Raw genomic sequence first — 15,180 nt, forward strand, 5'->3', positions numbered from 1 at the left:
CGCCCCCACACCAGCATCCGCATGCCCCTGAACCAGAGCAACCGTCGACGCCACCGCCGACTCACCACCCCAACCCAACAACGACACCACACCGGCAACACCAGACGACTCCGCCAACAACGCCGCGATCTCCGACCGGCCACAACCGGCACCCACGACCACCGACGTCACCTCGGCACCCGCCGCGACCAACGCCTCCCGAACCTGATCCGCAGGCCCGTCCTCGGCAGCCGAAGAAACCACCAACCACGACCCGGCCAACCCACCCGACACCGGAACCGACACCGAACGCCACACCGTCCGATACCGCCACGCATCCAACGTCGACGCATCCCGACGACCCCGACGCCACGCCGACAACAACGGCAACCACGACCGCGCACCAGCCACCGCGTCATCCACCGAAGCCCCGGACACATCCAGAACCCCGACAAGACCATCCAGATCCCCACGCTCCACCGCGTCCCAGAACGCCGCATCAGCCGGATCCATCACACCTTCCGCGTCGGCCGTCAACGCGCCGTCGAGCCAGTACCGCTCGTTTTGGAACGCGTACGTCGGCAGATCCACCCGCCGGGCCGACCGCCCGGCGAAGAAGGCGGACCAGTCCACCGGCAAGCCGGCGGTGTACGCGTGGGCGAGCATCGTGGTCAAGGTGCGTACTTCCGGCCGCTCACGTCGCAGGGCCGGGGCGGCGACGGCCTGGCCGTCGCCCGCGGACGCCAGGGTCTCGTTGACCATCGACGTCAGGGCACCGTCGGCGCCGAGTTCCAGGAACACGGTGATGCCTTCGGCGTCCAGCGTGGTCACCACGTCGTGGAAGCGGACCGGTTCCCGCACCTGGCCGGCCCAGTACTCCGGGTCGGCCCACTGCCCGGGAGCCACGGGGGCGCCGGTCACACTGGAGACCACCTGGATGGTCGCGGGCCCGAACGACAGCGTCTGTGCGACCTGGCGCAGCTCCGCGATCATCGGCTCCATCAACGGGGAATGGAACGCGTGGCTGACCGGTAGCCGCCGGGTCCTGCGTCCCAGTGCGGCGAAGTGATCGGCGATCGCGGTGACCGCGTCCAGCTCACCGGAGACCACCACGGAGGAGGGGCCGTTCACCGCGGCGACACCCACGCGTCCCTCCTGCCCGGCGAGCAGGGGCCGTACCTCTGCCTCGGTGGCCACGACCGACACCATCGCTCCGCCTTCCGGCAGTGCCTGCATCAGCCGGCCTCGCGCGGCGACCAGGGCGCACGCGTCCTCGAGCGACAGCATCCCGGACACATGAGCGGCGGTCAGTTCGCCGACCGAGTGGCCGGCCAGCATGCGCGGACGTATTCCCCAGTCCTCGAGCAGTCGGAAGAGCGCCACCCCGAGGGCGAACGTCCCCGCTTGCGTGAACTGCGTCTGGTCGAGCAGCCGTGCGGTCTCCGTGCCCTTCTCCGCCCACATCACCTCGCGCAGCGACCGCCCCAGCAGGGGGTCCAGTCGCGCGCACACGTCGTCCAGCGCACGGGCGAACACCGGGAACGCTTCGTACAGCTCGCGCCCCATCCCCGGGCGCTGCGATCCCTGCCCGGTGAACAGCACGGCGCCCCGGGCCTGGCCGGCGGTCCCGTGTACGACGCTCGCGGACGATTCGCCGAGGGCCACCTCATCGAGAGCGGCCACCAGCTCTCCGGTCTCCTCGGCCAGTACGACCGCACGGTGCTCGAACGCCGTACGCGTCGTGGCCAGGGCGCTCGCCAGTCCGCCGACCGTCACATCGGGACGGGCCGCCAGGTGCTCCCGCAGCCGCTCCGCCTGAGCGCGCAGCGCACCGGCCGTCACCGCGGACAGCAGGACGGGCATCACGCCGGTCGCGGCCGGCGTGCCCTCCTCCTCGGTTCCCCTCGCGATGTCCTCGGCCGGGGCCTCCTCGAGGATCAGGTGCGCGTTCGTCCCGCTGATCCCGAACGACGAGACACCCGCACGCCGCGGCCGCTCCGCCGCCGGCCACTCCCGGTTCTCGGTCAACAGTTCGACCGCACCGGACGCCCAGTCCACCTGCGACGTCCGCTCGTGGACGTGCAGGGTCTTGGGCATCACCGCGCGCTGGAGGGACAGGACGGCCTTGATGACGCCGGAGACACCGGCCGCGGCCTGGGTGTGTCCGATGTTGGACTTCAGCGTTCCGAGCCACAGGGGCCGGTCGGCGGGGCGGTCCTGACCGTAGGTGGCGAGCAGTGCTTCCGCTTCGATGGGGTCACCGAGCGTCGTGCCCGTGCCGTGCGCCTCGACCATGTCCACGTCGGCCGCGGACACCCCGGCGTTGGCGAGGGCCTGGCGGATCACCCGCTGCTGAGACGGGCCGTTCGGGGCGCTCAGGCCGTTCGAGGCACCGTCCTGGTTGACGGCCGATCCCCGGATGACGGCGAGGACCGGGTTTCCGTCCCGGCGGGCGTCCGAGAGGCGCTGGACCGCGAGCACACCGGCACCCTCGCCCCAGCCGGTGCCGTCCGCTCCGGCGGCGAACGCCTTGCAGCGGCCGTCGGAGGCCGAACCGCCGGCCGCCGCGAACTCGGCGAAGATGGAGGGGGTGATCATCACCATGACGCCGCCGGCCAGAGCCAGGTCGCATTCGCCGCTGCGCAGCGACTGAACGGCGAGGTGGAGGGCCACCAGGGACGACGAGCACGCCGTGTCGACCGTCACCGCGGGCCCTTCCAGACCCAGCACGTAGGAGAGTCGGCCGGAGAGCACGCTGCCCGGTACCGACGTGATCGCGTACCCTCCGGTGGCCTGCGGCGAGTTCATCACCAGCGCGCCGTACTCCTGGGGCGCGCCGCCGATGAACACACCGGTGCGGCTGCCCTTGAGGGTGGTCGGGTCGATCCCGGCGCGCTCGATCGCCTCCCACGAGGTCTCCAGCAGCAGCCGCTGCTGCGGGTCCATCGCCATGGCCTCGCGCGGCGAGATGCGGAAGAAGGCGGGGTCGAAGTGGCCCGCGTCGTGGAGGAACGCACCGGTACGGGCGGTGGGTACGTCCCAGCGCTCCCAGTCCCGGTCGGTGGGGAAGCCGGACATGGCGTCACGGCCGTCGACGAGCAGTTCCCACAGGCCGTCGGTGTCCCGTACACCGCCGGGATACCGGCAGCCGATGCCGACGATCGCGATCGGCTCCACGGGCGCGGCGGTCAGCCGCTGGTTCTGCTGCCGGAGACGCTCGTTCTCCAGCAGCGAGGCCCGCAGCGCGTCGACGACCTCCGTGATGGAACTGTCCATGTTCAACTCCCACTTGAATGTTTCGTCAACGCGCCGGGCACGGCTTTTTTCAGGCTATGGGGCCGGACGGCGCACACCGGCCCCAGACAAGGACCACGAGCACCCCTATTTCCTGGGGGTGCCCGTGGTCGTGAACCCCTGGCCGTGAGGCCGTCAGGCCGTCAGGAGAGGCCGAACTCGTCGCCGAGGAGGGAGACGAGCTCTGCCGCGCTCACCGAGTCGAGGTCGATCTCGTCGGCCTCTTCCCCGTTCCCGGCGCCTTCTTCCAGCGTCGCCAGCAGGACCCGCAGGCGGGTCGCCATGGTTCCCCTGTCGCCGTCCCCGGGCTTGAGGGAACGGACGGCGCTCTCCAGGCCCTTCAGGGCCAGCAGGGCCGGGTCCGCGTCGGTGACGGCCTCCAGTTCCAGGCCGGCCAGCAGGTGTGCGGCGAGCGCCCGCGTGTTGGGGTGGTCGAAGACGAGGGTCGCCGAGAGCCGTACGCCGGTGACGGCGGTGAGCCGGTTGCGGAGGTCGACCGCCATGAGGGAGTCGAAACCGAGGCTCTTGAACGCCTTGGTGACCGGCACCGCGTCCGCCGACGGCAGGGCGATGACGGAGGCCACCTCGGTGCGTACGAGACTCTCCAGGGCGGTGACGCGGTCGTCCTGGGGCAGCCGTCCCAGGCGTTCGCGCAGACCCGAGGGACCCGCGGCGGGTGCCCCTGTGTGGCGGCGCGGCCGCGGGACCAGGGCCCTCAGCGCCTCCGGCAGGGCGGCGCGGTCGGCCGACGACAGCCCGGCGGGCTCGAAGTGGAACGGCAGCAGGGCGGGTTCCCCGGTGGCGTGGGCCGCGTCGAACAGCTCCATGCCCTCGGCCGGGGTGAGCGGTGTCATGCCCGCCCGGGCGATGCGCCGCAGGTCGGCCGCTTCGAGCTGGGCGGTCATGCCGCCGCTGCTCTCCCAGGGGCCCCATGCCAGCGCCAGCGCGGGCAGGCCGTCGGCCCGCCGCTGCCTGCACAGGGCGTCCAGGTAGGCGTTGGCCGCGGCGTAGGCGGCCTGCCCGCCGCCACCCAGTGCGCCCGCGAGGGAGGAACAGACCGCGAAGGCCCGCAGGTCGAAGGAGGCGGTGAGGTCGTGCAGGTTCACCGCGGCATCGATCTTGGGGGTCAGGACCCTGTCGACCTGGTCGCCGGTGAGCGAGCCGAGCAGACCGTCGTCCACGACACCCGCCGCGTGCACCACCCCTGCCAGGGGTTCGCTCGCCGGGATCGTGCCGAGGACGGTGGCCAGGGCGTCCCGGTCGGCGGCGTCGCAGGCGACCACCCGTACGTGGGCTCCCTCCTGTGTCAGTTCGCGCTGGAGGTCGACCGCTCCCGGCGCGGCCGGACCGCTGCGGGAGGTGAGCACGAGGTGTCGGACGCCGTGCTCGCGGACGAGGTGCCTGGCCAGCAGTGCGCCGATCATGCCGGTGGCACCGGTGATCAGGGTGGTGCCCTCGGCCGGCCACCGGTCGACGTGGTGCGAGGTGTCGACGGTGTGTCGGACCACCCTCGGGACGAGGACCGCACCGTCACGGACCGCGAACTGCGCCGCCTCGGTGGTGTCGACCCTGGTGAGGGCCTGCGCCTGGGCGAGGTCCGTGAGGGTGCTGTCGGGGTCGAGGTCGACCAGGATCAGCCGTCCCGGATGTTCGAGCTGGGCACTGCGGGCCAGGCCCCACACCGGGCTGTGCGCGAGGTCGCGGACCCCTTCGTCGGGCAGTGCCTCCACCGCGCCCCGGGTGCACAGCACCAGGGTGGACTTGTCGAACAGTTCCTCCTCGGTCCAGGTGCGGACGAGGTCGAGCGCGGTGTGAACGGCGGTGCGGGCGGTGGCGGCGTCGGCGGCCGCGGCCGGGGAGGCGCAGGCGATCAGGACGTTGTCCGGCACCGGGGCGCCGTCCGCGAGGGCCTGCCGCAGGGCGGCGAGGTCCGGGTAGTGGTCGGCGTCGGCGGGCTTCCCTCCCACCACGGCCCAGTGCAGGGCCGGCGCGCCGATCGTGTCGTCGGCCGGTGCGGGGATCCAGTCCGCCCGGTAGAGGGAGGACGTGGCGGCGGTGCCCAACTGGCTGCGGGAGACCGTGCGCAGGCCGAGTCCGCCGACGGTCGCCAGGGGGGTGCCGTCGCCGGTCCACAGGTCCGCCGTCACCTCGTCGGTGCCCTCACCGGCCGTGAGCCTGACCCGGCAGGTGCCGGATCCCTGGTGGTGGGCGACCACGTCGCGCCAGGAGAACGGCAGGAAGGGGCCGTTGGAATCCTGCGCGGAAGGCAGGAACGCGAGGGTGTGCAGGGCGGCGTCCAGGAGCGCGGGATGCGCGCCGAACGCCTGGGCGTCGTCGGTCGCCTGCGGGGGCAGGGTGACCTCGGCGTAGACGTCGCCGTCCAGCCGCCAGGCGGCGGTCAGGCCCTGGAAGACGGGGCCGTAGGAGGTCCCCGAGGCGGCCAGGGCGGGGTAGAAGCCGTCCAGTTCGAGCGGCTGGGCTCCTTCGGGGGGCCAGACGGAGAGCCGTTCCGTCTCGTGGACCTCCGGGCGGTCGGCGAGGTGGCCTTCCGCGTGCCTGGTCCATGCCGCGCCGCCGGTGGGGCGGGAGTAGACGGCGACCGGACGGTGTCCCTCGTCGGTGGTCTCGCCGAGGGCGACCTGGAGGGTGACGCTGCCGTGCTCGGGCAGGATCAGGGGGCTGTGGACGACGAGTTCCTCGACGTGCCCGGCGCCCTGCCGGTCGCCCGCCCACAGGGCGAGTTCGAGGAAGCCGGTGCCGGGGAAGAGGGCGGAGTCCAGGATCCGGTGGTCGGCCAGCCACGGCTGGGCGGCGAGGGAGATCTCGCCGGTGAACAGGACGTCGCCGCCGGCCGCCGAGCTGACCATGGCGCCCAGCAGGGGGTGCCCGGTGGTCTCCAGGCCGGCCGAGGACAGGTCGCCGCGTTCGGTGGTGGATTCGGACGGCCAGTACGCCGTCCGCTGGAAGGCGTAGGTCGGCAGGTCGGCCCGGTGGGCGCGGGTCCCTTCGAAGACGGCGTTCCAGTCGACGGTGACGCCGTGCACGTGGGCCGTGGCCAGGGCCGTCAGGAGCGTCTGCGGCTCGGGCCGGTCGCGGCGCAGCAGCGAGGCGCGCACTCCGTCCTCGGGGAGGCCGGGGCAGTCCTCCGCCATCGTGGTGAGGGTGGCGTCCGGCCCGAGTTCCAGGAGGCCGGTGACGCCGGCTCCGGCCAGGGCCGCGATGCCGTCGGCGAAGCGGACGGTGTGCCGGGCGTGCCGCACCCAGTAGCGGGGGTCCGCGATCTCGTCGGCGCCGAGTACGGCTCCGGTGAGGTTGGAGACGACGGGGATCCGCGGCGGGGCGAAGGTCAGGCCGTCGACCAGCTCGGCGAACTCGTCGAGCATCGGCTCCATGAGCGGCGAGTGGAAGGCATGGCTCACGCTCAGGGCACGGATCCGCCGGCCCTCGGCGGTGAAGTGTGCCGTGAGCGCCTTGACGGCCTCGGCCGCGCCGGAGAGCACCACCGAGCGGGGGCCGTTGACGGCGGCGATGTCCACGGTGTCCGCCTGGTCGCCCAGTACCGCGGTGATGGCCGCGGCGGCCTCCCGCTCGTCGGCCTGTACCGCCAGCATCGCGCCGCCGGCGGGGAGCGCCTGCATGAGGCGGCCCCGGGCGGTGACGAGCCGGGAGGCGTCCGCGAGGCTCAGGACTCCCGCCACGTGGGCGGCGCTGATCTCGCCGACGGAGTGGCCGAGGAGGTAGTCGGGAACCACGCCCCAGGACTCCAGGAGCCGGAACAGGGCCACTTCCAGGGCGAAGAGCGCGGGCTGGGTGACCGCCGTCCGGTCGAGTTCCGCCTGGTCGCCGCCGAACACGGTGTCGCGCAGCGGCCTGCCGAGCAGCGGGTCGACGTGCGCGCAGACCTCGTCGAAGGCGCGGGCGAACGCGGGGAAGGCCTCGTACAGGTCCTGTCCCATGCCCGGCCGCTGGGAGCCCTGGCCGGGGAACAGGACGGCGAGGGCGCCCTCTCCCGCGGTACCGCGGAGCAGTTCCGGCGGGGTCTCGCCGGCGGCGAACGCGGCGAGTGCGGACAGCGCGTCCTCGCGGCCGGTGGTCATGACCGCCGCCCGGAACTCGAGGGAGGCGCGCCGGGTCGCCAGGGAATGGGCGATGTCCACGGTGGGGTCCTCGTGTCCGTCCCGGAGCCAGGTGACCAGCCGGTCGGCCTGGGCACGCAGGGCGTCCTCGTCGTGCGCGGACAGCAGGAGCGGGGTGACCGCCGGCGGTGCGGCCGGCTCCACCGGGGCGGCCTCGGGCTCGACGGCCTGTTCGAGGATGACGTGGGCGTTGGTGCCGCTCACGCCGAAGGAGGAGACACCGGCCCGGCGGGGGCGTCCGGTCTCCGGCCACGTGCGGGTCTCGGTCAGCAGTTCCACGGAGCCCGAGGTCCAGTCGACGTTCGTGCTCGGTTCGTCGATGTGGAGGGTCTTGGGCAGCAGCCCGTGCCGCAGCGCCTGCACCGTCTTGATGATGCCGCCGATGCCGGAGGCGGCCTGGCTGTGCCCGATGTTGGACTTCAGCGAGCCGAGCAGGAGCGGCTGGTCACCGGGGCGTTCCCGGCCGTACGTGGCGAGGATGGCCTGGGCCTCGATCGGGTCGCCGAGGGTGGTGCCGGTGCCGTGTGCCTCGACCACGTCGACGTCCGCCGCGGTGAGCCCGGCCCGCTCCAGGGCGTGCCGGATGACCCGCTGCTGGGAGGGGCCGCTGGGGGCGGTCAGGCCGTTGGAGGCACCGTCCTGGTTGACGGCGGAACCGCGCAGCACCGCGAGGACCGGGTGCCCGTTGCGGCGGGCGTCGGAGAGCCGCTCGACGAGCACCATGCCGGCGCCCTCGGCCCAGCCGGTGCCGTCGGCTCCGTCGGCGAAGGCCTTGCAGCGTCCGTCGGGCGACAGTCCGCCCTGCTTGGCGAAGTCGTCGAAGAGGAACGGGCTGGTCATCACCGCGACGCCGCCGGCGAGGGCGAGGTCGCAGTCGCCGTCGCGCAGGGACTGGGCGGCGGTGTGCAGGGCGACGAGGGAGGAGGAGCAGGCCGTGTCCACGGTGATCGCGGGCCCCTCCAGGCCCAGTACGTAGGACACCCGGCCGGAGACCACGCTGGTGGCCGTGCCGGTCACGCCGTATCCGGCGAGGGCCTGCGAGCCGCGGCGGAACAGGCTCGTGTAGCCGGAGGAGGCCGCGCCGACGAAGACACCGGTACGGCTGCCGCGCAGCGTGTCCGGGGCGATTCCGGCACGCTCCAGAGCCTCCCAGGACGTTTCCAGCAGCAGGCGCTGCTGGGGGTCCATGGTCAGTGCCTCGCGCGGGGAGATCCCGAAGAACGCGGCGTCGAACTCCGCGACGCGCTCCAGGAATCCGCCCTGCTGCGGTACGGAGCCGTCGGCGGGTGCCTCGGTGCTCCATCCGCGGTCGGCCGGGAAGCCGGCGATGGCGTCGCGCTCGTCGCGGACGAGGTCCCACAGTTGCTCGGGGGTGGTGACGCCGCCGGGGTAACGGCAGGCCATGCCGACGATCACGAGGGGCTCGTCGTCCGTGCGGGCGTGCGGGGCGCCGGTCCCGGCCGCCGGGGCCGCCCGGGCGGCGGGTTCGTCCAGGTCGCCGAGGAGTTCCGCGGCGAGGTAGTCGGCCAGTTCGGCCGGGGTGGGGTGGTCGAAGACCACGGTGACGGGCAGCCGGAAGCCGACGACGTTGGTCAGCCGGTTGCGGAACTCCACGGCGGTCAGCGAGTCGAAGCCCAGCTCGCGGAACTGCGTGGCCGAGCCGACCGTGTCCGCGTCGGAGTGTCCGAGCACGGTCGCGACGTGGGACCGGACCAGTTGGAGGAGGATCCTCATCCGTTCGGTGCCGGTGAGCGGGACGAGCCGTTCGCGCAGCGATCCGCCCTCGGTCTCCGCCGACCGGCGACCGGCCCGGCGGGCGGGTGCGGGCACCAGGGGCCGCATGACGGGGGGCACCCGGCCGGAGGTCCCGGCGAGCGCCGCCGGGTTGAGCTTGATGGGGGCCAGTTGGGCCCGGTCGGTACGGCAGGCGATGTCGAACACCGCCAGGCCCTCCTGCGAGGTCATGGGCACGACGCCGCCGCGGCTCATCCGCTCCATGTCGCGCTCGTCGAGGTGGCCGGACATCTCGCTGCGCTGCTGCCAGAAGCCCCAGGCGAGGGAGAGTCCGGGCAGGCCCTGGGCCTGCCGGTGGGCGGCCAACGCGTCGAGGATCACGTTGGCGGCGGCGTAGTTGCCCTGGCCGGGGGCGCCCATGGTGCCCGCCATGGACGAGAACAGCACGAAGGCGCTGAGGTCGAGGTCCTTGGTCAGTGCGTGGAGGTTGAGCGCGCCGCTCACCTTGGGCCGCAGTACGGCCGCGGTCCGCTCGGCGGTCAGGGATTCGACGAGACCGTCGTCCAGGGCCGCGGCGGTGTGCAGTACCGCGGTGAGCGGCCGGTCCGCCGGGATGCCGGCGAGGAGCGCGGCCAGTTCGTCCCGCTCGGCGACGTCGCAGGCGGCGACGGTCACCCGGGCTCCGGCGGCGGTCAGTTCCTCGGCGAGTTCCCGTGCGCCGGGGGCGTCCGGGCCGCGACGGCTCGTCAGCAGCAGGCTGGTCACGCCGTGCTCGGCGACCAGGTGGCGGGCGAGCAGTCCGCCCAGCGTCCCGGTGCCGCCGGTGATCAGGACGGTGCCTTCGGTGGGCCAGGGGGCGCCGGGGATGGTGAGCACGGCCTTGCCGACGAGGGAGGCCTGGCTCAGGGCCCGGAAGGCGGTACGGGCGTTGCGGATGTCCCAGAGGTTGAGTTTCGGGGGCAGCAGGGTGCCGCTCTCGAACAGTCCGACGAGGATCTCCAGCATCTCGTGGATGCGGTCGAGCCCGGCCTCCGGCAGGTCGTACGCCTGGTAGGCGACGCCCGCGTGGGCTTCGGCGACCAGTGCGGGGTCGCGCTTGTCGGTCTTGCCCATCTCCAGGAAGCGTCCGCCGCGCGGCAGCAGCCGAAGGCCCGCGTCGACGAACTCGCCCGCCAGGCAGTCCAGGACGACGTCCATGCCCCGGCCGTCGCTGGTCTCCATGAACCACTGCTCGAAGTCCAGGGTGCGGGAGTTGGCGAGGTGCGCGGTGTCCAGGCCCTGGTCGCGCAGTGTCTGCCACTTGCCGGGGCTCGCCGTGGCGTAGACCTCCGCGCCGAGGTGGCGGGCCAGTTGGACGGCGGCACTGCCGACGCCGCCGGCGGCGGCATGGATGAGGACGGACTGTCCCGGCCGGAGTCCGCCGAGGTCGACGAGCCCGTAGTAGGCGGTCATGTAGGTGACGGAGACGGAGGCGGCCTCCTCGAAGGACCAGCCCTCGGGCATCCGGTACACGGTGCGCTCGTCGGCGACGGTCACCGGGCCGAAGACCTCGGTGGACAGGCCGAAGACCCGGTCGCCGACCCGGTGGTGGGTGACCTCGGCGCCCGTGTCGGTGATCACGCCGGACACTTCGCCGCCCAGTCCGGACAGTCCGGGGACCAGGTCGAGGGCGACCACCACGTCTTTGAAGTTGATGCCGGCGGCTCGGACCGCGATCCGTACCTGCCGCGGCCCGAGGGGTTCGAGCGCCTGCGGGTACGGGACCGCTTCGAGTCCCTCGATGGTGCCGGGCCTCGTGTTCTCGATGCGCCAGGCGGGCACGCCGGTCGGGGGCAGGATGCTCGTGCCCGGGTCCCAGCGGGACAGGCCGGGGGTGCGTATCGCGCCCTCGCGGAGGGCGAGCTGTTCCTCGCGGGTGGCGAGCGCCGCGCCGAGCCGGGCGAGGGACTCCGCGGTCGTGTCGAGGTCGATCAGGCCGAAGCGGCCGGGGTGCTCGTTCTGTGCCGAGCGCACCAGGCCCCAGATGCCGGCGGCGGCGAGGTCGTCCACGCCCTCGCCGGCCGTGGTGGCCACGGCGCCGCCGGTCACCACGACGAGCCGGGTGCCGTCGAGGCGTTCGTCGGCGATCCAGGCCTGGAGGAGGGCGAGCGCCTCGACCACGGGTGCGCCGATGCCCTCGTGGGTGCCGTCGCCGCGGACCGGCCACAACACGGTGTCCGGGGCGTCGTCGGCGACCTGCGCGACGATCTCCTCGATCCCGGACAGGACCGGGGTGCCGGGCAACGCGTCGGCGATCCCCAGGGGGTCGGTGCCGAGAACGGCGCAGCGGGGTGCCGGCTCCTCGGCGCGGACGTTCCTCCAGTCGAGCTGGTACAGCACGTCGGAGCGGACGGCACGCAGCGCGGCCTCGGTCATCCGGCGTACGACAAGGGTGTCGACGGAGGCGACCGGCTCCCCGGTCTCGTCGGCGAGGAACAGGGTGAACTGGTCCTCGCCCCTCCGGGACAGGCGTACGCGCAGACGCGAGCAGCCGGTCGCGTGGAGCTGGACGCCGCTCCAGGAGAACGGCATCCCGACTCCCCCGCCGTCGTCGCCGCCCCAGGTGAACATGGCGTGCAGGGCCGAGTCGAAGAGCGCGGGGTGCAGGCCGAAGCGTTCGGCCTGCGTGCGCTGGTCGGCCGGCAGCGCGACCTCGGCGTAGACCTCACCGTCCAGGTGCCAGACCTGGCTCAGGCCGCGGAACTCGGGGCCGTACTGGTAGCCGGCCTCGGCCATGCGGTCGTACATGCCGGTGATGTCGACGGGTTCGGCGCCCTCGGGCGGCCAGTTGCCGGTCAGGGCGTCGGCCGCGGCCCGGGTGCCGGTCTCCGTGACGAGCAGGCCGGAGGCGTGCCGGGTCCAGACGACGTCGGCGAGGGCGTCCTCGGGGCGGGAGTACACGCCGAGGACGCGGGCGCCGGTCTCGTCGGCGGCCTCCACGTGGGCCTGCACCACGATCGCGCCCGAGGAGGGCACCACGAGCGGGGTGTGCAGGGTCAGTTCCTCGATCCGGCCGCAGCCGACCTGGTCGCCGGCGAGCACGGCCAGTTCCACGAAGCCCGTACCGGGGAAGATCACCCGGTCGGACACGCCGTGTGCGGCGAGCCAGGGTTGTGCGTGCAGCGACAGCCGTCCGGTCAGCACGGCGCCGTCGCCGTCGGCCATCCGCACCAGTGCGCCGAGCAGCGGGTGCTTCACCGGCACGAGGCCGACCGAACCGACGTCGCCGGTGCGGTCGCCGACCTCGGTCCAGTAGCGGGTGCGCTGGAAGGCGTAGGTGGGCAGTTCCACGGTGCGGGCACCGGTGCCCGCGAACACGGACGGCCAGTCCACACGGATGCCGCCGAGGTGGGCCGCGGCGAGCGAGGTCAGCATCCGGCCGAGCCCGCCCTGGTCGCGGCGCAGGGTCTCCACCATCACACCGGCCGTGCCGGAGGCGTCGATGATCTGCTCGACGCCCAGGGCCAGCACCGGGTGCGCACTGGACTCGATGAAGGCCCGGTGGCCCTCGGCGAGCAGGGTGCGGACGACCGGCTCGAAGAGCACCGGCTGCCGCGTGTTCTCGTACCAGTAGTCCGCGTTCATGGTGGCGGTGTCCAGCAGGGCGCCGGTGACCGTGGAGTAGAGGGGGACGTCTCCGGTGTGCGGGCGTACGTCGGCCAGCAGCTCCAGCAGGCGGTCGCGCAGCGGGTCCGCGAGCGCGCAGTGAGTCGGCACGGTGGCCGGAACGATCCTGGCGCGGATGCGTTCGGCGACGCACTCGGCGACGAACTCGGACAGTGCGGCGTCGTCACCTGCGACGGCGACCATGCGGGGGCCGTTGATGCCGGAGACGGACAGCCTGCCCTCCCAGCGATCCAGCCGGTCCTGCACCTCGTCGGCGGAGAGGGCCACCGATGCCACCGCGCCCTTGCCGACCAGGGTCTCGGCCAGCAGCCGGCTGCGCAGGACGATCACGCGGGCCGCGTCCTGGAGGGACAGTCCGCCGGCGACGTGCGCGGCGGCGACCTCGCCCTGGGAGCTGCCGACCACGGCGTCCGGTTCGACTCCGAGGGAGCGCCACAGCGCCGCCAACGACACCATGACGGTGAAGAGCACGGGCTGGACGATCTCGATGCGGTCCATGGAGGGCGCGCCGGGTTCGTCGCGCAGAACGTCGAGGACCCGCCAGTCCGCGAACTCCTCGATCGCTTGGGCGCATTCGGCCGCCTTGGCGGCGAACACCGGCGAGGTGTCCAGGAGTTCGCGGCCCATTCCGATCCACTGCGAGCCCTGACCGGGGAACACGAACACGGTCTTCCCCTCGACCGGGGTGCCGTGCAGGACTCCTTCGGCGGGCCGGCCCTCGGCGAGCGCGTCCAGGGCCTCCAGCAGGCCGTCGCGGTCGGCTGCCAGGACCGCGGCCCGGTGCTCCAGGCCGGTACGGTTGGCGGCCAGCGAGAACGCCACGTCGGCGTCGGACGGCTCCGGGTGGGCCAGCAGGTGGTCGCGCAGTGCGCGGGCCTGCCCGCGCAGGGCGGGCTCGCCGCGCGCGGACAGCACCCACGGCAGCAGCGGCAGGGCGCGGGAGGGGGCCGCGTCGTCCGGGGCGTCGCTTTCGGCCGACGGCTCGGGGGCCTGTTCGAGGATGACGTGCGCGTTGGTGCCGCTGATCCCGAAGGACGACACGGCTGCCCGGCGGGGCGCGTCGGACACGGGCCACGGGCGCGCCTCGGTGAGCAGCTCGACGGCGCCCGAGGACCAGTCGACGTTGGGCGTCGGCTCGTCGACGTGCAGGGTCCTGGGCAGCAGTCCGTGCCGCAGCGCCTGCACCATCTTGATGACGCCGCCGACTCCGGCCGCGGCGCCGCTGTGACCGATGTTCGACTTCAGCGAACCCAGCCACAGCGGCCGGTCGGGCGTCCTGGCCTGGCCGTAGGTGGACAGCAGCGCGTCCGCCTCGATGGGGTCGCCGAGGCTGGTGCCGGTGCCGTGGGCCTCGACCACGTCCACCTCGGCGGGCGACACGCCCGCGTCGGCCAGTGCCTGGCGGATGACCCGCTGCTGCGAGGGGCCGTGGGGGGCGGTCAGGCCGTTGGAGGCGCCGTCCTGGTTGACGGCGGAACCGCGCAGCACCGCGAGGACCGGGTGCCCGTTGCGCAGGGCATCGGAGAGCCGCTCCACCGCGAGGACGCCGACGCCCTCGCTCCAGCCGGCGCCGTCGGCCGCCGCGGCGAACGCCTTGGACCTGCCGTCGGGGGCGAGTGCCCGCTGCTGGGACAGGGCGATGTGGACCGCGGAGGTGGACAGCGTCGTGGCACCGCCGGCCAGGGCGAGGTCGCACTCGCCGTTGCGCAGCGCCTGTGCGGCGAGGTGCAGGGTCACCAGCGAGGAGGAGCAGGCGGTGTCCACGGTGACCGCCGGGCCCTCCAGGCCCAGGACGTACGAGATGCGGCCGGACAGCACGCTGTTGGAGGTGCCGGTGGAGCCGTAGGTGTCCATTCCGTCCGGTGAGGCGGCCAGCAGGGTGCCGTAGTCCTGCTGGTTCAGTCCGGCGAAGACCCCCGTGCGGCTGCCGCGCAGCGCGTGGATGTCGAGGCCGGCCCGTTCCAGGGCTTCCCAGGAGGTCTCCAGCAGCAGGCGCTGCTGGGGGTCCATGGCCTGCGCCTCACGCGGGGAGATCCCGAAGAAGGCGGCGTCGAAGCCCGCGATGTCCTGGACGAAGCCGCCTTCGCGGACGTGGCAGGTGCCGGGGTGGTCGGGGTCGGGGTGGTAGAGGCCGTCCAGGTCCCAGCCCCGGTCGGTGGGGAACGGGCCGACCGCGTCGGTCTCCTCGGTCACCAGCCGCCACAGGTCCTCGGGCGAGCTCACCCCGCCGGGGTAGCGGCAGGCCATTCCGACGATGGCGATGGGCTCGCTGCCCCGCGCCTCCACGTCGGCGAGTCGCTGCCGGGTGCGGTGCAAGTCCGCGCTGACCCTCTTGAGGTAGTCACGGAGCTGCTGCTCGTTGGTCATCCGG

General features: G+C 73.4%; 2 protein-coding genes. Both read right to left on the reverse strand.

Going from position 1 to position 15,180, the window contains the following annotated elements; genetic code table 11:
• On the reverse strand, window positions 1-3,255 hold a 3,255-nt coding region (locus tag ACFYW3_RS09520), incomplete at its 3' end, for a type I polyketide synthase (RefSeq protein ID WP_389385992.1).
• Window positions 3,256-3,416: 161 nt separating this feature from the next.
• Window positions 3,417-15,176, reverse strand: a complete 11,760-nt coding sequence (locus ACFYW3_RS09525) for an SDR family NAD(P)-dependent oxidoreductase (RefSeq protein WP_389385993.1) — start codon at window positions 15,174-15,176, stop codon at window positions 3,417-3,419.
• Window positions 15,177-15,180 lie beyond the last annotated feature (4 nt).

It is taken from the genome of Streptomyces sp. NPDC002602 (genome assembly GCF_042889445.1).
Classification (GTDB): Bacteria; Actinomycetota; Actinomycetes; order Streptomycetales; family Streptomycetaceae; genus Streptomyces.

What these genes read in the sequence shown, in the direction of transcription:
- ACFYW3_RS09525 (WP_389385993.1), bottom strand. Translation starts at nt 15,176, where the DNA reads ATGACCAACGAGCAGCAGCTCCGTGACTACCTCAAGAGGGTCAGCGCG.